Here is a 22,834-nt window from a genome sequence, read left to right on the forward strand (position 1 = left end):
GGGCCGGGCGGGCAGTGCCCACAAGCTCAGACCCGCCACCGGGAACGGGGAGGCGCGATGTCTACACTCGCAGGCGGCCGGGAAGCCTACGCCGCACGGCGCTGGCCGGACGCCGTCGGGCAGTACACCGCCGCCGACCACGACGAGGAACTTCCCGCCGGCGACCTGGAACAGCTGGCCATCTCCGTCATCCTCACCGGCCGGGGCTCCGAGGGAGTGGACATCCTGTCCCGGGCGCACCTGAAGTACCTCGCAGACGGCGACTACCCCGCGGCCGCCCGCTGCGCCGTCTGGACCGGAATGAACCTCATTCTGCTGGGCGAACCGGCCCGCAGCGCCGGCTGGCTGGCCCGCGCCCGCCGGATCGTCGAGGACCTGCCCGAGCCCTGCCCCTTCGAGGGCCTGCTGTCCGTCCCTGTCGGGCTGGGCGCCCTCTACCAGGGCGACGGCGCCACCGCCGCGGACGCCTTCACCCGGGCCGCCGACCTCGGGCGGGCACGCGGCGACGCTGACTCGGCGGCCCTCGGGACGCTGGGCCTGGGCCAGGCAAAGATCATGCTGGGCGAGGTGGACGACGGCCTGGCCCTGCTCGACGAAGCCATGGTGGCCGTCACTGTCGGAGAAATCTCCCCGATCCCCGCCGGGATCATCTACTGCGCAGTGATTGAAACCTGCCATCTGGCCTTCGATCTGCGCCGCGCCCACGAGTGGACGCGGGCTTTGGACCGGTGGTGCGACGCTCAGCAGAAGCTGGTGGCGTTCAGCGGCCAGTGCCAGATGCACCGGGCCGAGCTCTACCGGCTGCACGGCGCCTGGACCGAGGCGATCGACGCCGCCAAAACGGCGCAGGACCTCGCCTTCCGCGGCGACCGAATGGCCACCTACGGCGGCTTCTACCAGCAGGCCGAAATCCACCGGCTCCGGGGCGACTTCGACGACGCCGAGGCCGCCTACCTGCACGCCCAGGACACCGGATTCCCGGCGCAGCCCGGGCTAGCCCTCCTGCGACTGGCCCAAGGCAGGCCGGACCAGGCCCAGTCCCTGCTCCGGCAGGCCATGGACGGCATCGACCCCGCCTACCGGCGCCTGATGCTCGCCGCCCGGGTGGAGATCGAACTGGCAGCAGGCGACGCACCGGCAGCACGGGCCGCCGTGGAGGAGCTGGACTCGCTGTGCGCCTCGATCGACATGCCCCTGCTGCACGCCCTCGCCGAGCAATCCCAAGCCGCTGTCCTGTTCCACGACGGCGACCCCGGGGCTGCCCTGGTCACGCTGCGCCGCGCGTGGTCCCGCTGGCTCAGCCTCGACGCACCGTTCGAGGCGGCCCGCTGCCGCGCCCTCCTGGCCAGACTGTGCGCCGCGCTCGGCGACGAGGAATCCGCCCGGCTGGAGCGCGAGGCAGCCCGTGCAGTCTTTTCCGAGCTGGGCGCCGCGCCAGCGCTGGCGGAGCTGGAACTGGCGGGCCTTGAGCCATCGGCGCCCGTTACGCCGGACGCCCGGACAGCCCCGGCGCCCACCACCGGGAAGGGCGCTCATCACGCCACCGACGCCGGGCCGCTCACCGCCCGCGAAACCGAGGTGGTCCGGCTGGTTTCCGCCGGACTGAGCAACCGCAACATCGCCGCTGAGCTGTTCATCAGCGAAAAAACGGTGGCCCGGCACCTGAGCAATATCTTCACCAAACTGGGCCTGACCTCCCGGGCCGCGGTCACGGCCTACGCCTACCAGCACGGACTCGCCCTGACCTCCCGCACTGCATAAAAGTACCCATTCCCGGGTTCTCCCCTGCCCGTAAGAAAATGGGTGATTCGCCCGATTCGCCGCGACCCGACGAAAAATAGCGTTAATGGCATGAACGTTTCAGTGCTCGCAGGAATGGTTTCCACCGGCCTCTTCGCGGTGAGCTACCTGCCCATGCTGCTCAAGGCCCTCCACACGAGGAACCTTGACTCCTACAGCCTCGGCTACCTCGCGCTGAGCAACGTCGCCAACGCAGTGCACTCCGTGTACGTCTTCAGCCTCCCGCTGGGGCCGATCTGGCTGCTGCACTGCTTCTACGTCGTCGCCTCCGCGCTGCTGCTCATCTGGTACCTGCGCTTCCGGTCCGGACCCGCAGGCCACCCGGCGCCGCAGCAGGCACAGCGTTCATGACCACCCCACTGCACATGCAACACCAAGGAGGCACCACCATGAACACCACCCCAGCAGCTGACACCGGCGGCGTCGTCGGCCCTGGCATAGTCGGCATTGGCGCCGTCGACACCGTCATCATCGGCGCCGGTCAGTCCGGCCTGGCGCTGGGCTACTACCTGGCGCAGCAGCGCCGGGACTTTGTCATTCTCGACGCCGGCACCCGGGTTGGCGAGGCGTGGCGGAGCCGCTGGGACTCGTTGCGGCTTTTTACCCCCGCCAAGTACAACGGCCTGCCCGGCCTGCCCTTCCCGGGCGACCCCCTCGCCTTCCCCACCAAGGACGAGCAGGCGGACTATCTGGAGGACTACGCCTCCCGGTTCCACCTGCCGGTCCGGCCCAGCACGGCCGTCACCCGGCTGAGCCACGACGGGCAGCGGTTCCAGGTCACGGCCGGGACGCGGCGCTGGACGGCGGCGAACGTCGTCCTCGCCACCGGCGCCTGCCAGCTGCCCAGGACGCCGGGCTTTGCGGCGGACCTGCCGTCCGACGTCGTGCAACTCCACTCCCGCCACTACAAGAACCCGGCCCAGCTGAAGCCCGGCCCCGTCCTGGTGGTGGGGGTGGGCAACTCCGGGGCGGAGATCGCCCTGGAGACCAGCCGCACGCATGAAACCTGGCTGGCCGGCAAGCCGAGTGCCGAGCTCCCGTTCCGGCACGGCCGGACGGCGGCGCGCTTCGTGTTCCCGGTGGTCCGCTTCGCCGGGCTTCATGTGCTGACCACCAGCACGCCGGTCGGACGCAGGGCGCTGCCCAAGATTGCTGCCATGGCCAGGCCGCTGATCCGCACCAAGGTCGCGGACCTGCGCGCCGCCGGCGTCCACTTGGTGCCGCGGGTCACCGGAGTTGAGGACGGCGAAATAGTGCTCGACGACGGCCGGCGCCTTCCGGTGGCAAACGTCATCTGGTGCACCGGCTTCACCGAGGCCTACCCGTGGCTGGACATCCCGGCGCTGCCTCTGAACTGGCGGGAGCAGCAGCACCGCGGGATTGTGGATGCCCTGCCGGGCCTGTACCTGCTGGGGAAGGAGCTCATCTTCGCAGAAGCATCGGAAACCCTCCCGGGCGTGGGCCGGGACGCCAAATACCTGGCGAAGCAGCTCGCCGCCACCCGGGCTCCGCAGCACGCAGCGGAGGTGCAGAGCAGGCTGGCGGCATAACGCAGTAATCCAACAGCCGGTTGGCGGCCCGATCCGCTTCCGTCAGCGTCCGCAGGGTGCCAGAGTTGAGTAATGAATGAGGTAACCGGGAATGAGGAAACTGGCGGGCTGGTCCTGAATCTGGAGTGCACGCTCGATGCTCCCCCGGAGGAAGTCTTCAGGATGCTGACGGAATCGACGGAACTGGTGAAGTGGTGGGGTCCGCAGGACTTCACCATCCCGGCTGCCGAACTGAGCCTCACGGAAGGCGGCCGCTACCGGTTCCGCATGGCGCCACCGGACGGCGAACCGTTCCATCTCTCCGGCGAGTTCCTGGAGATCGATCCTCCCTGGCACCTGGTGTACACCTTCCTCTGGGAGGAGCCGACGCCGGACGACCGGGAAACCGTCGTCGACCTCTCACTCGGGAGTACCGGCGAGGCCACGCGCCTGGCGCTCTCGCAGGGACCGTTCCTGACGGAAGAGCGTGTGGACCTGCACCGCAACGGATGGACCGAGTCGTTCGAGAAATTGCAGGCGGTACTAAACAGCCGCACCTGAGGCGGCCCGGCCCCGAGCCGCCTTCGCGCGATGTCCGGTTCCGTCGCCCGCCAAGGCAGACTGGAAGCATGACCGTTACAACCTTCGCGCTCATCCGCCACGGCCAGACCGACTGGAATGCGCAGCGCCGGCTGCAGGGATCCACCGACATTCCGCTGAACGACGTCGGCCGTGACCAGGCGCGGGGCGCCGTCGAAGCCTTGGCCGGGCACGGGTGGGACGCCGTCGTGTCGTCACCGCTGAGCCGCGCCGCGGAAACCGCCGACCTGATCGCCGCCGGGCTGGGGCTCACCGTGGCCCGGCGCGTCCCGGACCTCACCGAGCGCAGCTTCGGCCCCGCGGAGGGCATGCAGCACGGTCCCGAGCTCGATGCCCTGCGCACCCCCGGCGGTTTCCGCGGCGCCGAAGGCGAGGACGAGGCCGCGGGCCGCGGGCTTGCCGCACTGGAGGCGCTGGCGGAGGAGTTCCGCGGCGGCCGCGTCCTGGTGGTCACCCACGGCTCGCTCCTCCGGGTTAGCCTCAGCCGCGCGGTCGGCCGCACCCTGCCGAGCGTCGACAACGCCGTGCTCAACCTGGCCCACCACCACCCCGCGGACGGCTGGAACCTCGAATATTTCAACGGCGAGCGGCTGACCGCCGGCGTCGGCTGACCCCAACGAACCCGGGTGCTACGATTGCTACGGAGGCAGTCATGACAACCATCCCGCACCGCGAGCTCCGCAATCAGAGCAGCAAAATCCTTGAGCGTGTGAAGAACGGCGAGACCATCGACGTCACCAACAATGGCGAAGTGGCCGCCACCTTGATCCCGCCTGCAGTCTCTCCGTTCGAGCGGCTCCTGCTGTCCGGAAGCGTGCGTCGCGCCGCATCTGAGCCAGTGGACTTCCAGATCCTTCGCCGCGTCAGCAGCGGCACCGGCAGCGCAGAAATCCTGTCCGAACTGCGCGGCGACCGTTGATCATCTACGTTGATGCTTCTGCCGCCCTCAAGCTGGTGGTGGAGGAGACCGAGTCCGCTGCTGCGGCGCAATACCTGTCAACAGCCGCGCATCGGGGCGACCAGCTAGTGGCCTCCATGCTGCTCTACACGGAACTCCACTGCGCGGGCCACCGCAGGGGGTTGCCGGTCGATTTGATCACGACGGTATTGGACGGAATCAACCTCGTGGACTTAGCGCGTTCGGATCTTATGTACGCCGCCGCTATGCCGGGAAAGCTGCGAAGCGCCGACGCCATCCACCTCGCCACAGCTATCCGGTTGCAGACAGACGTCTTGGTGGCGTACGACGTCGAACTCGTCACCGCAGCGACGGAAGCCGGGCTCCGGACCCAGTCACCGGGGATGAATCTGTAGCGGAATCCAGCCGGTTCCTCGTGCGTCCGCAGGAAAATCGTGGGACAGTTTTCGCCATGGCAGCTTTCAATCAGTCCGACGACCTCCGTGGTGCAGTATTCGTCGACGTGAACCTGCACGGGGCCCGGTTCGTCCGGTCTGACCTCTCCGGCGCGGTGATGCGCGGCGTGGACGTCGGCGGAGCGGACATCGACGCGCCGTGGCTGTTCGACGGCGGGAACGTCCTGCGCGTCAACGGCGTCGATGTGGCCCCTTTCGTGGAGGCCGAACTGAACCGCCGCTTTCCCGGCCGCGCCGAACGACGCGCAGGCGATCCGGATGGGCTTCGTGCCGCCTGGGCCGTGTTGGAGCGGACGTGGGCGGCGACGCTCGAGCGCGCCGCGGCCCTGCCGGCCGGCACGGTCGATATCTCCGTGGATGGCGAGTGGTCATTCGCCCAGACGCTGCGTCACCTGGTCATGGCCACCGACACGTGGCTGGGCCGGGCCATTCTGGAGATCGAGCAGCCGTATCACCCCGTGGGCCAGCCAAACTTTGAGTACGAACCCGACGGTTATGACATGTCCGTCTTTTCGATGCCGGCCCCGTCGTATGCCGAAGTGCTCGAGGTCCGGGCGGGCCGGGTAGCCATGGTGCGCGATTTCCTCGCCACCGTCACACCGGCTGACCTGGCTGGCGTGCGCAAGAATCCCTGGGGCCCCGACCATGAGGTGGCTATCCTGTCGTGCCTGCACACAATCCTTGACGAGGAGTGGGAACACCACCGCTACGCCGTCCGTGATCTGGACGCGATCGAGGCGGGACTCGACGGTTAAGGCGTGACGCCCGACGGCGGTCCGTCCGGCCGCCGTCGTGCTTCAGTTTTACTCAGGCCATAGCCATGGCGCCGATCTGCTGCATGAGCTTCATGTTGTCAGTTGTGCCCCAGTGCTCGGCAACCTTCCCGTCCTCGACGCGGATGATGTCCGTGCAGTCGAACTCGACGCTCTTGCCGGTGGCCGGGATGCCGGCCAGTTCTCCACGGTGGGTGCCCGTCAGGATCACGTGGCACGCCTCCATGTTTCCGGCGCTCAGCGAGGGCGCGATCTCCTTGACCTTGATGTCCGGGAAAGCCGACCGCATCGTGGTCACGAAGTATTTCACGCCGTCCCGGCCGGCGGGTTGCCCCGGGAGGCCCTCTTCGTGATCGACGTAGGTGTCCGTCGCCAACTCATCGACCAGGGCGAGGTTTCCGTCCTCCATCACATCCTTGTAAAACCGCTCAATCAGTCCAATACCTTCCGACATTTCCGACTCCTTATAGGCGAGAGACCGAATTGGATCCCCCAGCGCGCTGTTCGGGGCACGCCGCACAGCGCGCGCCGCCAGGCCGCCATGCCGGGCAGTGGGCACCGCGCGGAGCGCCGAGAAAGACTGTGAAAAAGAACTGTGAAACGGGCGAAACGCTCCATTAAGGCCGAACATATTCCGGCGGTTTGGGTGTGTCAAGATGCCGAGGCTACCGCCTTGAGGGGTCCCGCCCTGCCCCGGCGCTGAACTGTTCACCCGGGATCCAGTTCCCCGAACACGGCCGTCCACCTCGCCTCCCTAGGGTGGTCGGGTCGCCGGCGGACCGCCGGCAACTGTCACCCAGGAGGAATCATCACCATGCGCACAGTCCTGACTGCCGCGGCCGCCGCCGCGATCATCGCCTCCCTGGCGAGCCCCGCCGTCGCCGCTTCACACCCCGAAGCTGGCTCCGTGCCGTCGTCGAACGCTGGCGAGACCGCTGCCGCAGAGGCAATGGCCGGTATCAAAACCAACGAGAGTAATGGATCCTTTGACCTGCAGTCCCACCGGGGAGGCCGCGGCGAGTGGACCGAGGAATCCCTGGCCGCCTTTTCCAACTCGCTGAAACTCGGCGTGACCACGCTGGAACTCGACACCCACCTGACTGCCGACGGGAAGGTCATCGTCTGGCACGACGACACGATCCAGGCCGACAAGTGCCAGGACACCGCGCCGGCCGCGCCCGGCGACGCCGCTTTCCCGTATGTCGGCGACCGGGTTGCCGAGCTGTCGCTTGCCCAGATCAAGACGCTGGACTGCGGCTTCACTCAGCTCAAGGGGTACCCGGAGCAGGACGTAATCGAGGGCAACCGGATCGCCGAGCTCAAGGACGTGTTCCAGCTGGTGCGCGACGCCGGCGCCAAGAAGGTCCGCTTCAACGTCGAGACCAAGGTGGAGGACGGGAAGTCCGGTGGCGAGGGCATGGTGGCCCTGACCACTGCCGTGGTCGCGGAGATCCAGGCGTCCGGCATGGCGGACCGCACCACCGTGCAGTCGTTCGACTGGTCATCGCTGAACCTGACCAAGGAGATCGCCCCCGAGCTGCCGCTCGTTGCCCTGTCCAGCGGCGACGCCTGGCTCGAGGTCGGCCAGCCGGGAGCCAGCGCCAACCTCGGCGGCATCGACATCGACACCTACGGCGGATCCCTCGCCAAGGCCGCGGCCGCCCAGGGCTACGACGCCGTCTCCCCCGCCTTCCGCTCCGTCACCCCCGGGATGATCACGGAGGCGCACGAGCTCGGCCTGCCGGTGGTCCCCTGGACCGTCAACACCACGGCGGACATGACACGGCTGATGGACCTCGGCGTGGACGGCATCATCACCGATTACCCCAGCCGCCTCCGCACCGTGATGGAAGACCGCGGTCTGAAGCTTCCGAAGGCCTACGAACTCAAGGGCTGATCCCTGACGTCCGGGGGCCGCGTCGTTACCGCTGGCATCCATGCTGAAACCGGCTCCCTCCTTGAAGGTGGGGGCCGGTTTCGTTGCTGGCCGCAGCAAGGCCTGGCGTAGCGGATCGGCGCCAGCCTCCGGCCTACGTGCGCTGGGCGATGTTGAGAATGTTGCCCTCGCTGTCCAGGAACCAGGCGGATCTGCCCCAGTCAGCGGTGGCAACGCCGTTCTCCGTCTTCAGACCGGGAAAATCGTAGTCTTCAAAGACGACGCCACGGCCCCGCAGTTCCTCCATCTCGCGGTCGAGGTTGTCCGTTTCCCAGCCCATCTGGGTGTTCTTGGCTGAACCTGCATTTTCGGTCTGGTAAATGAGGAAGCCCGTTCCGTTGCCGCAGCGGTACATCACGCTATCGGCCTCCATGGACTCGGCGGGTTCGATGCCCAGCTTGTCCCGGTAGAACTCCTTCGCCCGATTGATGTCCTTCGCGGGGAGGACAGCCATGATGTTTGAATCCTTCAGCATGATGATCTCCTTGTGTGCATTGATGTGTCGCAGCGATGGCGATGCTCCCCCCGGTTCTGGGCCAGCGGAAGGGCCCCTTGCTGCACCATGGTGCCGCGGCCTACGTAGGCACCGCGCCGATCTGTTGCATGAGGGCCATCATGTCCGTAGCTCCCCAGTGCTCGACGACCTTGCCGCCGTCGACACGGATGATGTCGATACCGCTGAATTCGACGCTGCGGCCGGTGGGCTCGATACCCATCAGTTCACCCTGGTGCGTGCCGGTCAGGACCACATACAGCGCCTCCAGATTTCCATCGACAAGCGCCGGTTCGCTTGTTGTGGCCCTGAGATCCGGGAATGCCGCCCGCATCGTGTTGACGAAGAACCCGACACCGTCCTTGGAAGGCGATTGCCCGGGAAGGGGATCGTGATCAACAAAGTCATCGCTCACCAATTCATCGATCAGGGCGAGATTCCCGTCCCCGACAACCTCCGTGTAGAACCGCTTGATCAATCCAGTTCCTTCAGCCATTTCCGACTCCTTGCAGGCGAGACCGAATGGGACCCCCAGACGCGTTGCACTGCCATGACGCGCAGACCCAGACCCATCCGGGTGCCCGTCGGGCAGCGCCCGCGGGACGCCGCTGAATACCGTGAAAAGCAGTGAAAACCGGGCGAAATGCCGTGTTAAGGCCGAACATATTCCGGGGCTTCGGGCGTGTCAAGACGCCGTGACTAGCGCTGTTCCCGCCACAGCAGCGACACCACCAACACCACGCCGCCGAGCCCCAGCATCACCGTGACCACGAGCCCCCAGTTGGCCTGGTTCACCCCTGTACCGTAGAAAATCCCGATCAGGACCGTCGCCATAATCGCCCCGACGTACCGGCAGGTCTGGAAAATCCCGGCGGCCACGCCGCGCTCCTCCGGCCGCGTGGAGAGGTACATGCCCTGGTTGTACGCGATGCTGGCCACCCCGTACGGCACACCCAGCAGTGCGGTCAGCGCAATCACCAGCGGGATGGCAAACGAGGCGGTCAGCAGCCACATCGCGGCGGACGCCGCCATAAGCATCACGACGCCGGCGACCAGCACACGCTTGACCCCGAACCGGTCCATCGCCCGGACAGCCACCGGCGTCGACACCACCGAGACCGCGGCCAGCGGCAGCACCAGGAGTCCCACCACGCGGGGATCGTAGCCGCCTGCTTCCTGCAGCAGCTGCGGCAGGCCGAAGAACGCGAAGTAGTAGACGCAGCTGAAGAGGGCGAAGCCCAGGTAGACCAGCAGCAGCGGCCGATTCCTGCCCAGCAGCCGCAGGTCTAGGAACGGCGGGGCGAAGCGCAGCTCGCGCCACACGAAGAGCACGGCCAGCAGCGTGCCCCCGCCGAGCAGCCACCACCGGTAGCCCGGCACGACGTTCAGCAGCGCCATCATCACCAGGACCATGGAGCCGATGAAGGCCAGAATGCCCGGAATGTCCGAGTCCCGCAGCAGTTCCGACGCCGAGCCGCGCTCCCGGGCCCCGTCCGTGGGAGCGAACCGCCGGACCAGGAGGACCGCGGCCAGGGCCAGCGGGACGTTGAGCAGGAACAGCGCCTGCCAGCCGACGAAGCCCACCAGCAGCCCGCCCACCACCGGCCCGACGGCGGCCGCGGAGGTGTTGGCCATCTGGATCCGGCCCAGCGGGCGGCTGGACTTCACATTCGCCTGCTTCGCCAGGGCCCCGACCATCACGACAGCGCACGGGTACGCGGCCGCCGTGCCCAGGGCCATGACGGCGCGGGCCACACAAAGCACCGCGAAGTTCGGCGACAACGGGGCCAGCGCGCAGGTCACGGCCACCAGGACCATGCCCAGCTCAAACAGGCGCCGCGGTCCGAACCGGTCCGCCAGCCGGCCCATAAGCGGCTGCCCCGCCGCGGAGGTGAGGTAGAAGGAGGTGATCACCCAGGTGACCGTGGCGACGTCGAGCCCGAAATCCTCACGCAGCACCACCAGGGCGACGGCGATCATCGAGGAGTTCAACGGGTTCAGCGCCGTGCCCAGGCTGAGTCCTGCGACGGCCAGACCCGTCCGGGGAGAGTTGCTCACGGCAACAGTCTGTCCCAGAGTGCCTGCCAAAATCGAACCGGAGGACACATGCCGGCGGGACTTGTCCGGTTGAGGCCGGAAGCTGCCCGGCTCCTTGACGCACGACTGACCGCATAGCGCAGTGCACTAAAAGTGCAGTATGATGCACTTGTGGATGAGAGTACAAGTTCTTTGGCGTTAGCCATCGGCGCCCGGGTGAAGCAGGAGAGGCAGTCGCGGGGCTGGACGCTTGATCAGCTGGCGCAGTCTGCGGGGGTAAGCCGCCGGATGGTAGTCAACGTGGAGCAGGGTGCCGCCAATCCCAGCGTGGGAACCCTGCTCAGGATCAGCGACGCGCTCGGTGTAGGACTGCCGGCATTGGTCGAGCCCCCTCGGCCGAAGCCGGTGAAGGTCACGCGCAGTGGTGAGGGCGCTGCTTTGTGGAGCGGCGAATCCGGCGGCCGCGGGGTATTGGTGGCCGGCACCGAGTCGCCGGACGTGGTTGAACTGTGGGACTGGACCTTGGGCCCTGGTGACCATCACGTGAGCGAGGCCCACACGTCGGGCACTAAGGAGCTCTTGCAGGTCCAGCAGGGCACGGTCACGGTGGAGGTCGCAGCCCAATCGCTTACCCTCGATGCCGGCGATGCCGTGACGTTCCCGGGCGACGTGGCACATTCTTACGCCAATCCGGGCACGGAGCGTGCGAGGTTCTCCCTGGCCGTCTTCGAGCCCGGTGTGGGGACAGGACACCGGCCGGAGGCATCCAATGACTGAGATGAACAGGCTTCAGGAATTCCTCGACGGCGGCCACGTTGACGCCGCCGTATTCGCGCTGCGGCCCGACTACCGTGCCTTGCTGCTGGCCGTTGACGGACTCGTACCGGGCCCGAGCGACCAGGCCAGCGACGAGCTGCTCCAGGCGGCGGAGACCGCGGCCGGCGAACTGCTCAGCGACCGGCCGGTCGAACAGCTCCCGCACGTGGCGGCATGGCGCGAGGCTTACCAGGGCTTCGGAGCCAAACCGAGCCGCACCCGCAACAGCCTGGAGGCGCTCCTGCGCCGTGCGGTGTCCGGGCTGCCCCGGGTAAACCGTCTCACCGACCTCTACAACGCGATCTCCGTGCTCCACCAGATCCCGCTGGGCGGGGAGGACCTGACCCGCTACGGCGGTGCGCCGCGACTGGTCCGCGCCACCGGCCAGGAGCCCTTCGATACCGCCGCCGGCGGCGCCACGGTGATCGAACACCCGGAACCCGGCGAGGTGGTGTGGTGCGACGACGACGGCGTGACCTGCCGGCGCTGGAACTGGCGCCAGGCACGCCGTACCCAGCTCCGCGAGGACACCACCTCCGCTCTGTTCATCCTCGACGCGCTCGGACCCATAACCGACGAGGCGCTCCACACCGCCGCCGAGGACCTGGTCGCCCGGCTGACCCGGCTCGGTCCCGGAGTCAGCGTCGCCCGCCGCCTGATAACCCCCGGCCCGACGTCCACTGAGGGAGGCTGACATGCTCTTCCATTCCCGGAAAAGCGCGTTCGGTGACCGGCCGGCCCGAAGGGGCCAGCCGTGAGCACACGCGCCCTCAACAATGTTGCCGTGCCCCCGTGGGGGCTGGCTGTGGCGGCCATGCTCTCGGTCCAGCTGAGTTCGGCCCTGTCGGTGGATCTGATAGCGGCGGTGGGGCCGGCCGGAACCGCCTGGCTTAGGCTCAGCGTGGGCACACTCCTCTTCCTGGCCATCGCCCGCCCCCCCCCCTGCGCAAGGTACGCCGCCACGACGTCCCCGTGATTCTGGGGCTGGGCGTCGCCACGGGATTGATGACCATCGCTTTCCTCGCCTCGATCGAGCTTATTCCGCTCGGCACCGCGGTCGCGATCGAGTTCCTCGGTCCGTTGACCGTCGCCGCGGTGCGCAGCCACAGCGCGAGGGCCCTCATTTGGCCGGCCCTGGCACTGCTCGGAGTCGTCCTGCTCACCGAACCCTGGCACGGGCAAATTGACCTGGCCGGTATCGGGTTCGCTGGACTCGCGGCCATCGGGTGGGCCGGCTACATCCTGCTCACCCAACGGGTCGGTGACCGCTTCACGGGCATCGGTGCGCTCTCACTCACCGTTCCCGTGGCCGCCGCCACGGCAGCGGTCGTTGGCATCCCGCAGTCCGCCGGACACCTCAACCTCGGTATTCTTGCCGCCGCCGTCGGACTGGGCATCTTGATGCCGGTGCTGCCGTTCGCGCTCGAGATGCTCGCCCTGCGCCGGATGACGCCCACCGCATTCGGTACCCTCATGGCAGTCGAACCCGCCATCGGCGTGCTCCTCGGCCTGCTCGTGCTGCACCAGCAGCCCTCACTCACCCAATTCGGCGGCATCACGCTCGTTGTCCTCGCCGGCGCCGCCGCGCAACGCGGCGGCCGACGCCAACCGCGCTCCCGCGAACATGCCGGCCCCGCACCGGCGCCGACCTCATCGGCCGGGAGCGAAGTAGTCGACAGTCCTCCAGCTGAGCGGGTCCCTCAGATTCAACCAAGGAGCTAGTAACCATGTTCACCGGCTTGAGCGCTTTCCCCCTTACCCCGCTGGCAAACGATGCTGTTGACGAGCGCGCTTTCGTTCACCTAATCGAACGGCTCTCGGAGGCGCAGGTTGACTCCATCACAGCGCTCGGATCCACTGGCTCCTACGCGTACCTGAGCAACCAGGAACGCAGCCGTGTCACCCGTCTTGCTGTCGAGCACGCGGGCGGGACACCCGTGTTCATCGGCGTCGGGGCCCTGCGGACCTCACAGATACTCGAGAACGTTAGACAGGCAGCGCAGGCGGGAGCTGCCGGGCTCCTGTTGGCTCCCATGACCTATCAGCCCCTCACCGACGATGACGTGTTCGAACTCTTCCGAACCGTCACCGCGTGCTCGTCGCTCCCCGTCATCGTCTATGACAACCCGGCCACCACGCACTTCACCTTCACGACCGAACTCTACGGACGCATCGCGGAACTGCCCGGTATCGCTTCCATCAAAATCCCCGGCGTACCGGCCGCCCCGGAGCAAGCGAAAGCGCTGGTTCAGGAAATCCGGGCGGCTGTCCCGGCCCATGTCACCATCGGTGTGTCCGGTGACGCCAAGGCCGCCGCGGGACTGGCTGCTGGATGTGACGCCTGGTACTCCGTCATCGGCGGCACGCTGCCTGCCCTAGCGATGCGGATCACCCGGTCCGCCCTCGAAGGGCGGGTCTCCGACGCTTCGGCCGAGTCCGAACGGCTTGCGCCGTTGTGGCAGTTGTTTGCCGAGTTTGGCGGGAGTCTTCGTGTTATGGCGGCAATAGCGGAACAGCTGGGACTGGCCGCGAAACCGTGCCTGCCGCTTCCCATCCAAGGATTGACCGAGACGCAGCGTGCCCACGTTGGCAGGGTTGTCGATGAGCTCGGGCTCACCCCGTAGCGCTAATCTCGTCGTTCGATAGTCCGGCTCCGCCTTCACGGCCTCCGGGCGACGACGTCGTAAATGTGCCAGTGTTTCGGCCCCCGGAAGGACTGCCCGTCGTCGTCGTACACCTCAAACTTCAGGATCTGCAACCCGTCGAAGAGCTGACGTGCCGCGGCTTCGGTGTGAAAGTTCCATTCCGGGACGTCGGCCCAGGAGTCCCGGTCACCGAACAAATTAACGGCCACGACGCCGCCGCGGCCCAGTGCGCCCAGCATCAAGGTCCAGAATGTTGGGAAACGATCCGGGTGGATGAACGGCAGCGAATAGCCGGCGAACATGAGGTGGGCCGGCGGAAGCACGCGCAGTTCTTGGAAGGCCCGGACCTCGACACTTAGCCGGCCGTCCGCGTCCGCCGGGACGATCCCCAACAGCCGTTCCTTGGTGTCCGGAAGGGAGTCGACGGCGTGCACGCGCCAGCCGCCGTTCAGCAGTGCCAGCGTTTCCTTGCCCGCGCCGCAGCCGAGATCTATGGCCTGGCGGCCGCCGCCCGGACCGGCGAGCGCCATGGCGTCGAGGCAGAGGGAGCGCACGGGACGGGTCGCCTGGGCCGCGTTGTAGTCAGCCCAGACCTTGGTGCCCGCGAGGCCGTCCACAGGTTCATTTTTCCACTCGCGCGGCGGCGAAGCCACAGGCCCCGGCTGCGCCCAAGCCCGCCGCCGCGCGGTCAGATGTCCATGTCAGAGAACCTTGGAGAGAAACGCTTTGGTCCGGTCGTGCTGCGGATCGCTGAGGATCTGCCGGGGTGGGCCGGCCTCCACCACCACGCCTTCGTCCATGAACACCAGCGTGTCCGCCACTTCGCGGGCGAAACCCATCTCGTGGGTCACCACGATCATGGTCATGCCGCTCTTGGCCAATTCCTTCATGACGTCGAGCACCTCGCCCACCAGTTCCGGGTCCAGGGCACTGGTCGGCTCATCAAAGAGCATCAGCTTCGGGTCCATGGCCAGAGCACGGGCGATGGCCACGCGCTGCTGCTGACCGCCCGACAGGTGTGCCGGATAGGCGTCCCCCTTGTCCCCCAGGCCCACACGCTCCAGCAGTTCCTTGGCCCGTTCGGTGGCTTTGGCCTTGGAAAGCCCCTTCACCCGCATGGGGGCGAGGATGATGTTTTCCACGGCGGTCAGGTGCGGAAAGAGGTTGAACCGCTGGAAGACCATCCCGATCTCCTGGCGCTGGAAGGCTGCTTCCTTGAGCTTCAGTTCGTAGAGCTTGTCTCCCTTTTGACGGTAGCCAACCAGCTGTCCGTCGACCGAAAGGCGGCCGCCATCAACCCGTTCCAGGTGGTTGATGCACCGCAGGAACGTCGATTTACCGGAACCGCTGGGCCCCACAATGCAGAGCACCTCCCCGGGGTCGACCTCGAGGCTGATCCCGCGCAGCACCTTGTTAGTGCCGAAATTCTTGGAAACCCGTTCCGCAAGCACCATCGGCGCGTCCGTCATCCTTTTCCTCCAAAGTCTGTGCCGAGCGGTGGGGCGGGCGTACCGGGGACCGCCGTCGGCGCAGGTCCCGGCGTCACCGGCTCCTTGCCCGCCTTGAGCCTCCCGGTTCCCCGCGAGAACCGCTTTTCAATAAAGTGCTGGCCGACCATCAGGACGGAGGTGAAGAGCAGGTACCAGAGCGAAGCCACGATCAGCAGCGGCACCGGAGTGAACGTCACGGCGGAAATACCGCGGGACACCCCGTAGAGGTCAATGCTCAACGGGATCGCGGCCACCAGCGAGGTGGTCTTGAGCATCGAGATCACCTCGTTGCCGGTAGGCGGAATGATGATCTTCATCGCCTGCGGAACCACGACGTACCGCATCGTCTGCCCCCAGGACATCGCCAGCGCCGTCGAGGCCTCTTCCTGACCCTCATCGACTGAGAGCAGGCCGGCCCGCACGATCTCGGACATGTAGGCAGCCTCGTTGAGTGCCAGCCCGATCACGGCGGTGATGAATAGGTTGGTGAATACTTCATTCGGGATGGTGACCCACGGCTCCATGAACGGAATGCCCAGCGTGAACACGGGATATATCAAGGACACAATGCCCCAGAAAACCAGCTGCACGTAGACCGGGGTTCCCCGGAAGATCCAGATGTACAGCCAGGCAATGCTTTTCAGCACCGGGTTCGGCGAAAGCCGCATGATGGCCAGCAACAGTCCGATGACGATCGCGCCAATCATCGCGTAGATCGTCAGCCATAACGTCACCCACGCAGCCTGGCTGATCCGGCGATCGAAGATGTACTTGCCCACGTCCGACCAGCCATAGTCGGAGCGCTGGGCCGCATCCAGCACAAAGACTGCCAGCCCGAGGACGAGGAGCACCGCCACCACGTTCCGCCACGGGTGCCTCAGCGGGATTGCGACGATGGCCTCAGGCGGCGCGTCGTCCGCGTCCCGTCCTCTGCCGGCCCGCGGCTTCCTGCCGGACTCCCGGTTTCCCCCGGGTTCCGCCTCAATCATCCGGTCGGATTCCGGCTCGCTCATGTGCGATCACCCTTTGGCTGCCACGTTGAGGTCCGCCGTCTTGACTCCGCCGGCTTCCACGCCCCACTTGGACAGGATCTTGTTGTAAGTGCCGTCGTCGATCAACGACTGGAGGGCCTTCTGGAGGACCGGCGTAAATTCGCTGCCCTTGGCCACGGGGATGCCGTAGGGTGCCACTTCGAAGGCGTCGCCGGCGGTCTGCAGCTTCTCCTTGGTCTTGGAGATCGCGTAGAGGGTAACGGGCGAATCGGCGCTCATCGCGTCGACCTGTCCGACTACCAAAGCGTTGGTGGCCTGGTCCTGGGCGTCGTACTTGAAAATGGTGATAGCGGGTTTGCCGGCGTCGGTGCAGGCCTTCGACTTTGCGGGTACCTCATGGGTGTCCTCATAGGTGGTTGCTTGGACAGCAACCTTGAGTCCGCAGGCGTTGTTGGGGTCTACGGTCTTCCCCTTGGGGGCGGCCCACTGGATCCCCGCGGAGTAGTAATTGACGAAATCGACCTGCTTTTCGCGTTCCAGGGTGTCCGTGAAGGAGGACATGCCCATGTCATCCTTTCCTGCCTTCACCGCCGGAAGGATGTTGTCGAACGTGCCGATGTCGAAGTTGACCTTCAAACCCATGACCTGGCCCAGGGCATTGGTGAGGTCCACTGACCAGCCTGCCGGCGCACCGTTGTCGTCCTTGAACTCGTTGGGCGGATAGTTGTTTGCCATGCCGACGTTCAGCACGCCTGCGCTCTTGATTTTCTCCGGGAGCATCGCGGCAATGGAGTCATTCTTTTTCACCTCGATGGCGTCCGCGGTTCCGGATGCCCCGCCGGTGGCGGCCGGTTCGCTGTTGTTGACGCAGCCGGAGAGCGCGAGCGCTGTAGCAATGGTGAGGACGGGGAGAACGTATCGGGTGCGCATGGTTTCCTTAGTTGTTCAGAGAATCACTAGGTTCCCGCAAGTCTGCGGGAGGAGGGCACTGCGTGCCTGCAAGCTCAGAACTCGTCAATGCGTGTTGCCCGACGGTGTTGCTTCAAGGATTCCTCGAAATCGACAAATGTCCCGCAGAATTTCCCCGCCCCGAGCTTGCAACTTCGAAATGGTGGAACCGCCGCTAGGCCGCGGCGTGCGCCGCCGTCCGGCGCCCCCACGCCAGTTCGCGGAGCCGGATCAGGTCCAGCGCCGGCTGGGCGGGCGGAACGCCCGGACGCTTCCGGGGAACGATGACTCGCAGGGCGGCGGGTTCGATGGTGCACCGCACCGGGGTGGCAAGCATCAGCGCCTCCCCGTCCACGCCCACCGGGATCTCGGGCACATCGGCGTCGACCATCACCTCCACTGCGGTGCGCTGGATCAAGCCGCGCTTCGTCGCCCGGCGCAGCAGGCCCACGGCTTCACGGGTGCTGGAGGCGGAGAGCGCCACCGCACCGAGCACGCCGCGGTCGAGCCGGGTGCGGCGGCCCAAGCCCGCGAGGTCGTGGCTGCCGTACGGACCGTTGCTTACCAGCACCGCCTGCGGCCCGTCCACGGTGGTGCCGTCGATCTTGGCGTGCAGCCGGGCGCCCTTGTCGCCTTTGATGAGGTCCGGGAGCATCTGCAGGACGGTGCCGGTCTTGTCGTCGCGGTACTCGGGGCTTTGCACCACCTCGGCGTAGACCCCGAAGGAGGAGTTGTTGACGAAGGTGCGGCCGTTGATCTTGCCCAGGTCGACATGAAGCTCCACCCCGTCGCGGAGGGCATCCAGGCAGCCCGTGGGGTCCTCCCGGTCCAGGCCGAGATCCAGCGCGAAATGATTGCGGGTGCCGGCGCTGATCACCAGGAAAGGGAGGTTGTGCTCGGACGCGATGCCGGCCACCAGCGCTTGGGTTCCGTCACCCCCGGCGACGCCGAGCAGATCGGCACCCCGTTCCACGGCGTCCCGGGCCAATGCGTCCACGTCCACCTGCCCCGGCCCCTCCAGGAGCGCCACCTCGGCACCCAGCTCCTCCGCTTTGCGCTGCAGATCGAACTTCACCACCTTGCCCCCGCCGGACCGCGGGTTCATCACCACAAAGGGATGCCGCCATGCCGGAGCGGGGTACTCGGTCATCTTCGATCCCGCCCGGGGCTCCCGGAGGGCGGCCCGGGCGCACACCACCGCCACGAACACCAGCCCGACGGAGATCAGGACCTCCAACAGCAGGCCCGCCTGGACATACAGGAACACGACCACCAGCGGGGCCAGCACCGCCACTGCCAAGGCACACCAGCGCAGAAAACCGCGGCTGATGAGGAACCAATAGATACAGGCCACCGTCACAACAACGCCGCCGGCCCCGGTCAGGAGCAGGGCAACCGTGCCCGCCACGCCTGCCGCCACCAGCGGAACCACCGCCGCGCAGAACAGCGCGACATATGCGGCCCTCGCCCACCACCGCCGGGTCTGTGGGACCTCTTCGAAAGGGATGACAGTCATATCCTGCTCCTTGCGGTTTTCCGGCCCCGGCCGAGCGCCTCGCCTGGCTGATCGCTTCGCCCGGTCCCGCCTGCGGTTGTGCCGTCAGGTTTTGATTTTCGCGACGGTCATCAGGATCGCCGAGTCCTCTTCCGCTTCCAGGCTGTGCAGCCCGTCCGGCACGATCAGCAGGTCCCCGGTCTTGCCCTGCCAGGATTCCTTGCCCGCACGCATCCGGACGCAGCCGCGGAGAACGAACACGGTGGCTTCGCCCGGATTCTGGTGCTCGCTCAGCTGCGTCCCCGCCCGGAACGCCATCACCGTTTGGCGGAGGGTCTTCTCATGCCCGCCAAACGCAGTGTCCGCTGCACGTCCGCTGGGTGCCGCCACCGCAGCCGCAATCTGCTGCCGCGCAAGGGCATCCAGCGATATCTTCTGCATGGGGCCACCCTACTCAGAAACAGGCTCCCTGCCGAGGGTCCTTAGCCCCGTTCTGGCTGGACCCGGACGGCATACCTTCCTTCCCCACTCTCGACCTCAACCTGCGGCCGTTCTACGCTTAATCCATGCCCCGCGTGAGCGTCAACGGCATTGAGCTGTACTACGAAGAGCACGGCGCCGGGCTGCCCGTCCTGGGTATTCACGGGACGCCCAGCTCCGCAGTGCTGTGGGAGGAAGCAGCCGCCGAGCTGGCCAGGATCTGCCGCTGCCTCATCTACGACCGCAGGGGCTTTCACCGCAGCGAGCGCCCGGTGCCGTTCGAATCCGTGGATCTGGTAGACCATGTGGACGATGCCGCCGCCCTGCTGGATGCCCTTTCCGCAACACCGGCGGTGGTTATCGGCCGCAGCACCGGCGGGGAGATCGCCCTGGCCCTGGCACACCGGCACCCGGAGAAGGTCACGGCCCTGGTCCTGCTGGAGCCCGCCGTGTTCTGGCTGGATCCGGGGGCCCAGGCCTGGGCGGGCCGGCTCCGGAACACAGTCCTGGAAGCCGCGGCACAGGACCCGGACTCCGCGGCCGCCACAGTCATCCGCGACGCCTTGGGAGACCAGATCTGGGACACGCTGCCCCGGGAGCTCCGGGAAATGTTCGCCGCCACCAGTCCGGCCGTGCTGGCTGAGATCAGGGGCGACGGCCTGGACCTCAGCGCGAACCCGCCCGCCCTGGGGCCGGAGGAGCTGGCCACGGTCGGCCTGCCGACCCTGCTGGTGTCCGCGGAGGACTCACCCGCGGTGCTGCGGACAGTCAATTCACGCCTGTCGGAGCTTCTGCCCGCGGCCGAGAGCGTTCTGGTTCCCGGCGGCCACCTCATCAACCCCGCCCACCCCGCGGTGCTGGAGTTCCTGGGCCGCTTCACCGGCGCCTAAACCAAGGCCTAATACACCACGCGGAAATTACTGAAAGCCCCCGTGGCCCGGGAGATCGACTCGTCCACGGTGTCCACCCGTCCCGGCGCGTCCGGCGAGCGCAGCCAGCGCCGGAACTCCAGCACCACCGACTGGGGCCCCTCCGCGGCGATGCCCACCGTGCCGTCGGAGTTGTTCCTGACCGTGCCGGTCAGCCCCAGCTCCTCGGCCTTGCGCACGGTCCAGTAGCGGAAGCCGACGGCCTGCACCACACCGTCCACCCGCGCCGTCAGCCGGACCCACTCGCCGGAATCGCCCTTCCGAAACTCAGCCATGCCCCAATCTAACGCCCCTCACGGAGACCACCGCCAGAGGACTGGCGCACTTTCCACATAGGGACCTTCGCCCCTTACGTTCCGCAGACCGCAGTAGGAATGATGGTCGGGTGCGCTGCGGGGACGTGTCGAGAAAATGGCATGGCACATGGACGTGTCTTAACCTCCCGCCGCGTGGCATTGCCCGAGAGGACAAAGACGATGGCAGGACAATTCGAAATCTTCACGGACGCTGAGGCGAACGTCCGTTTCCGGCTCCTCGGCGCCGACGGAACGGTCTTGGCGATATCCAAGGCCTTCGAGGACAAGCGGGCCGCCGCTGAGGGCATCATGGCAGTCCGCGAGTGCGCCGGCACCGGCCTGATCAAGGAAGCCCGCTCCAACGCCTGGGGCGGCACCGGCACCACCCGGGCAGGCCTGCCGAAACCGGCGCAACGCCGGCACCGGCATATCCCCGCCGTTTAGAAAACCGAAGACCCGCCGTCTAAGCGGCGAAGCAGCAACCTTCCGGGCCGCCGCATATGTGCATACTCGTGCACATATGCATCTATAATGGGTCCATGCTCTCGGTTCTCAAAGACGGTACTTACCGGCGGCTGTTCGCCGCACAGGTTGTGGCACTGCTCGGCACCGGCCTGTTGACTGTCGCGCTGGGTCTCCTCGCGTTTGACCTCGCGGGCAGCGACGCCGGGGCCGTGCTGGGCACGGCCCTGCTGATCAAGATGCTGGCCTATGTGGGCTTCGCTCCCGTGGTCAATGCCCTGGTGGCCAAGTTGCCGAAGAAGCCGGTGCTGATCGGCGCGGACCTGGTGCGTGCGGCGATGGCGGTGTGCCTGCCGTTCATCACGGAGGCCTGGCAGATCTACGTGGTCATTTTCCTGCTGCAGTCCGCCTCGGCAACTTTCACGCCCGCATTCCAGTCGTTGATCCCGACAGTGCTCAAGGACGAGCGGGATTACACCCGTGCACTGTCGCTGTCCCGGCTGGCCTATGACATGGAAGCGCTGGTCAGCCCGGCTGCGGCCGCTCTGCTGCTGACCGTCCTGAGCTACAACAACCTGTTCCTGGGCACGGTGGCCGGGTTCCTGTTCTCCGCCTTGATGGTGGTGATCACCGCGCTGCCCCGGGTCGAGGCACTGACCGGGCCCGCGATGTCCATATGGCACCGGACCACCCTGGGGGCCCGCATTTTCTGGCGCAACAGTCGCCTGCGGTCCCTGCTGGCGCTGAACCTGGTGGTCGCGGCACCAACTGCCCTGGTGCTGGTCAACACCGTGGTCTATGTCCGCGATGTGCTCGGCCGCCCGGACACGGATCTGGCACTGGCCCTAGCCTGCTTCGGTATCGGCTCCATGCTGGTGGCGGTGTTCGCGCCCCGGGTCCTGGAGCGGTTCGGGGACCGGGCGGTGATGCTGACCGGCGCCGTCGTGATTCCAGTGGCCCTCGGCGGCGCCACCGCGGCCATGTTCCTGGCCCCGCCCGGCACCGGGTGGTGGCTGCTGCTGGGGCTGTGGTTCGTACTGGGGGCGGGGAATTCCACCATCCTGACGCCGTCCGCCCGGCTGCTGCGTGACGCGTCCACCGATGCCACCCGCCCGTACGTGTTCACGGCCCAGTTCTCCCTGTCCCACGCCTGCTACATCGTCGCCTACCCGCTGGCCGGGTGGGCCGGCGCCGCAGCAGGGCTGGGCTGGGCGGCACTCTTGCTGACAATTCTTGCGATACTAGGCAGTGCAGGAGCATTCCTGTCCTGGCCCGGACGCATCCGGGGAGCAGAAGCCCGCGAGGAGGAGACCGTTGAGCAGCCAGCCGAACCTACCGCCGCGCGCCGCTGAGGAACCCTCGCTCGTCCATGCGGTAGCGCCCGGAACGGAGCTGCTGGAAACCGCCGCCGGAACTTTGCGGATGCTGGCCGAACCAACCCGCCTGCACCTGCTCTGGCAGCTCGCCCAGGGCCCGAAAACCGTCACCGAGCTCACGACGGCGGCCCAGGCGCCCCGCACCGTGGTCAGCCAGCATCTGGCCAAGCTCAGGCTCAGCGGCATCGTTGACACCCGCAAGGACGGCCGGCACGTCATCTATTCCCTGCACGACGGCCATCTCATCCGACTCATCCAGGAAACCATCAACCACGCCGACCACAAGATCACCGGCGAACCCGTCCACGACTAGCGGGTCCCCCGACGGCGGTCCTCTATGGGGAGTCCGCCGACGGCGGTCCT

29 protein-coding genes are annotated in these 22,834 nt (G+C 67.0%); 18 read left to right on the forward strand and 11 right to left on the reverse strand.

All coding sequences use genetic code 11. The features are described from left to right. Positions 1-57 precede the first annotated feature (57 nt). The 8 genes from FS787_RS13185 to FS787_RS13220 all read left to right on the forward strand — a co-directional run bounded on the left by FS787_RS13185 (position 58) and on the right by FS787_RS13220 (position 6,058). Positions 58-1,761, forward strand: a complete 1,704-nt coding sequence (locus FS787_RS13185; RefSeq protein WP_144672897.1) for a response regulator transcription factor — start codon at positions 58-60, stop codon at positions 1,759-1,761. A 90-nt stretch (positions 1,762-1,851) separates the two neighbouring features. Beyond that, a complete protein-coding gene (locus tag FS787_RS13190) occupies positions 1,852-2,151 on the forward strand; it encodes a hypothetical protein (RefSeq protein WP_144672906.1) in 300 nt (99 codons plus the stop codon). Between the two features lie 38 nt (positions 2,152-2,189). Next, on the forward strand, positions 2,190-3,350 hold the full coding sequence (locus FS787_RS13195) for an NAD(P)/FAD-dependent oxidoreductase (protein ID WP_144672908.1): 1,161 nt from the start codon (positions 2,190-2,192) through the stop codon (positions 3,348-3,350). 72 nt (positions 3,351-3,422) lie between these two features. Continuing rightward, positions 3,423-3,890 carry an SRPBCC domain-containing protein gene (locus tag FS787_RS13200; protein WP_144672910.1) on the forward strand — a complete coding sequence of 156 codons (468 nt, stop codon included), beginning with the start codon at positions 3,423-3,425 and terminating at the stop codon, positions 3,888-3,890. A gap of 68 nt (positions 3,891-3,958) precedes the next feature. Then, positions 3,959-4,540 carry a histidine phosphatase family protein gene (locus FS787_RS13205; protein WP_144672912.1) on the forward strand — a complete coding sequence of 194 codons (582 nt, stop codon included), beginning with the start codon at positions 3,959-3,961 and terminating at the stop codon, positions 4,538-4,540. A 41-nt stretch (positions 4,541-4,581) separates the two neighbouring features. Beyond that, positions 4,582-4,848, forward strand: a complete 267-nt coding sequence (locus tag FS787_RS13210) for a type II toxin-antitoxin system Phd/YefM family antitoxin (protein WP_144672914.1) — start codon at positions 4,582-4,584, stop codon at positions 4,846-4,848. After that, positions 4,845-5,243, forward strand: a complete 399-nt coding sequence (locus tag FS787_RS13215) for a type II toxin-antitoxin system VapC family toxin (RefSeq protein WP_144672916.1) — start codon at positions 4,845-4,847, stop codon at positions 5,241-5,243. The genes FS787_RS13210 and FS787_RS13215 overlap by 4 nt, the downstream gene beginning before the upstream one ends. 56 nt (positions 5,244-5,299) lie before the next feature. Next, positions 5,300-6,058 (forward strand): DinB family protein, encoded by a 759-nt coding sequence (locus tag FS787_RS13220; protein WP_144672918.1) that lies wholly within the window; start codon positions 5,300-5,302, stop codon positions 6,056-6,058. A 52-nt stretch (positions 6,059-6,110) separates the two neighbouring features. Here the strand turns inward: FS787_RS13220 and FS787_RS13225 are convergent, their stop codons facing one another. After that, positions 6,111-6,530 carry an ester cyclase gene (locus FS787_RS13225; RefSeq protein ID WP_144672920.1) on the reverse strand — a complete coding sequence of 140 codons (420 nt, stop codon included), beginning with the start codon at positions 6,528-6,530 and terminating at the stop codon, positions 6,111-6,113. A gap of 360 nt (positions 6,531-6,890) precedes the next feature. Between FS787_RS13225 and FS787_RS13230 the strand changes: the two genes are divergently transcribed. Next, the gene (locus FS787_RS13230; RefSeq protein WP_144672922.1) at positions 6,891-7,973 is read left to right on the forward strand and encodes a glycerophosphodiester phosphodiesterase family protein; all 1,083 of its coding nucleotides are present in this window, start codon (positions 6,891-6,893) and stop codon (positions 7,971-7,973) included. Between the two features lie 133 nt (positions 7,974-8,106). Here FS787_RS13230 and FS787_RS13235 read toward each other — a convergent pair whose 3' ends face one another. From FS787_RS13235 to FS787_RS13245, 3 genes are all read right to left on the reverse strand, one after another. After that, positions 8,107-8,487: a VOC family protein gene (locus FS787_RS13235; RefSeq protein ID WP_144672924.1), complete on the reverse strand. Its 381-nt coding sequence runs from the start codon at positions 8,485-8,487 to the stop codon at positions 8,107-8,109. Between the two features lie 100 nt (positions 8,488-8,587). Then, positions 8,588-9,001 (reverse strand): ester cyclase, encoded by a 414-nt coding sequence (locus FS787_RS13240; protein WP_144672926.1) that lies wholly within the window; start codon positions 8,999-9,001, stop codon positions 8,588-8,590. A 203-nt stretch (positions 9,002-9,204) separates the two neighbouring features. Further along, positions 9,205-10,563, reverse strand: coding sequence for an MFS transporter (locus tag FS787_RS13245; RefSeq protein ID WP_144672928.1), 1,359 nt, complete (start codon positions 10,561-10,563; stop codon positions 9,205-9,207). Positions 10,564-10,713: 150 nt separating this feature from the next. Here FS787_RS13245 and FS787_RS13250 point away from each other — a divergent pair, with 150 nt between their 5' ends. Genes FS787_RS13250 through FS787_RS13265 form a run of 5 tightly spaced genes read left to right on the forward strand, consistent with a single transcriptional unit; the run spans position 10,714 to position 13,982 of the window. Then, the gene (locus tag FS787_RS13250) at positions 10,714-11,319 is read left to right on the forward strand and encodes a helix-turn-helix domain-containing protein (RefSeq protein WP_144672930.1); all 606 of its coding nucleotides are present in this window, start codon (positions 10,714-10,716) and stop codon (positions 11,317-11,319) included. After that, positions 11,312-12,052 (forward strand): B3/4 domain-containing protein, encoded by a 741-nt coding sequence (locus FS787_RS13255; RefSeq protein ID WP_144672932.1) that lies wholly within the window; start codon positions 11,312-11,314, stop codon positions 12,050-12,052. The genes FS787_RS13250 and FS787_RS13255 overlap by 8 nt, the downstream gene beginning before the upstream one ends. A 60-nt stretch (positions 12,053-12,112) precedes the next feature. Then, complete coding sequence (locus FS787_RS18285) at positions 12,113-12,334, forward strand: hypothetical protein (RefSeq protein ID WP_395940348.1); 222 nt, start codon at positions 12,113-12,115, stop codon at positions 12,332-12,334. 29 nt (positions 12,335-12,363) lie between these two features. Continuing rightward, complete coding sequence (locus FS787_RS13260) at positions 12,364-13,080, forward strand: EamA family transporter (protein WP_395940349.1); 717 nt, start codon at positions 12,364-12,366, stop codon at positions 13,078-13,080. Between the two features lie 5 nt (positions 13,081-13,085). After that, a complete protein-coding gene (locus tag FS787_RS13265) occupies positions 13,086-13,982 on the forward strand; it encodes a dihydrodipicolinate synthase family protein (RefSeq protein WP_144672934.1) in 897 nt (298 codons plus the stop codon). A 35-nt stretch (positions 13,983-14,017) separates the two neighbouring features. Here FS787_RS13265 and FS787_RS13270 read toward each other — a convergent pair whose 3' ends face one another. The 6 genes from FS787_RS13270 to FS787_RS13295 form a co-directional block, all read right to left on the reverse strand. Further along, positions 14,018-14,620 carry a trans-aconitate 2-methyltransferase gene (locus tag FS787_RS13270; protein ID WP_144672936.1) on the reverse strand — a complete coding sequence of 201 codons (603 nt, stop codon included), beginning with the start codon at positions 14,618-14,620 and terminating at the stop codon, positions 14,018-14,020. An 84-nt stretch (positions 14,621-14,704) separates the two neighbouring features. Then, on the reverse strand, positions 14,705-15,472 hold the full coding sequence (locus FS787_RS13275; protein WP_144672938.1) for an amino acid ABC transporter ATP-binding protein: 768 nt from the start codon (positions 15,470-15,472) through the stop codon (positions 14,705-14,707). Further along, positions 15,469-16,506, reverse strand: a complete 1,038-nt coding sequence (locus FS787_RS13280) for an amino acid ABC transporter permease (protein WP_144672940.1) — start codon at positions 16,504-16,506, stop codon at positions 15,469-15,471. The genes FS787_RS13275 and FS787_RS13280 overlap by 4 nt, the downstream gene beginning before the upstream one ends. Positions 16,507-16,512: 6 nt before the next feature. Next, the gene (locus tag FS787_RS13285; protein WP_144672942.1) at positions 16,513-17,415 is read right to left on the reverse strand and encodes an ABC transporter substrate-binding protein; all 903 of its coding nucleotides are present in this window, start codon (positions 17,413-17,415) and stop codon (positions 16,513-16,515) included. Between the two features lie 193 nt (positions 17,416-17,608). Further along, positions 17,609-18,949 (reverse strand): diacylglycerol kinase family protein, encoded by a 1,341-nt coding sequence (locus FS787_RS13290; RefSeq protein WP_144672944.1) that lies wholly within the window; start codon positions 18,947-18,949, stop codon positions 17,609-17,611. Between the two features lie 84 nt (positions 18,950-19,033). Beyond that, the gene (locus FS787_RS13295; protein ID WP_144672946.1) at positions 19,034-19,369 is read right to left on the reverse strand and encodes a cupin domain-containing protein; all 336 of its coding nucleotides are present in this window, start codon (positions 19,367-19,369) and stop codon (positions 19,034-19,036) included. 125 nt (positions 19,370-19,494) lie between these two features. On the opposite strand from FS787_RS13295, the gene FS787_RS13300 reads away from it, so the two are divergent. Continuing rightward, the gene (locus tag FS787_RS13300) at positions 19,495-20,298 is read left to right on the forward strand and encodes an alpha/beta fold hydrolase (protein ID WP_144672948.1); all 804 of its coding nucleotides are present in this window, start codon (positions 19,495-19,497) and stop codon (positions 20,296-20,298) included. A gap of 8 nt (positions 20,299-20,306) precedes the next feature. Here the strand turns inward: FS787_RS13300 and FS787_RS13305 are convergent, their stop codons facing one another. After that, the gene (locus tag FS787_RS13305; protein WP_144672950.1) at positions 20,307-20,612 is read right to left on the reverse strand and encodes an acylphosphatase; all 306 of its coding nucleotides are present in this window, start codon (positions 20,610-20,612) and stop codon (positions 20,307-20,309) included. Between the two features lie 201 nt (positions 20,613-20,813). On the opposite strand from FS787_RS13305, the gene FS787_RS13310 reads away from it, so the two are divergent. The 3 genes from FS787_RS13310 to FS787_RS13320 all read left to right on the forward strand — a co-directional run bounded on the left by FS787_RS13310 (position 20,814) and on the right by FS787_RS13320 (position 22,784). Then, positions 20,814-21,077, forward strand: coding sequence for a YegP family protein (locus FS787_RS13310; protein ID WP_144672952.1), 264 nt, complete (start codon positions 20,814-20,816; stop codon positions 21,075-21,077). Positions 21,078-21,172: 95 nt separating this feature from the next. Beyond that, the gene (locus tag FS787_RS13315; protein ID WP_144672954.1) at positions 21,173-22,447 is read left to right on the forward strand and encodes an MFS transporter; all 1,275 of its coding nucleotides are present in this window, start codon (positions 21,173-21,175) and stop codon (positions 22,445-22,447) included. Further along, on the forward strand, positions 22,410-22,784 hold the full coding sequence (locus tag FS787_RS13320; RefSeq protein ID WP_186329197.1) for a helix-turn-helix transcriptional regulator: 375 nt from the start codon (positions 22,410-22,412) through the stop codon (positions 22,782-22,784). Before FS787_RS13315 ends, FS787_RS13320 begins: the two co-directional genes overlap by 38 nt. Positions 22,785-22,834: the final 50 nt, after the last annotated feature.

Source organism: Arthrobacter sp. U41 (genome assembly GCF_007679325.1).
Lineage (GTDB): Bacteria > Actinomycetota > Actinomycetes > Actinomycetales > Micrococcaceae > Arthrobacter.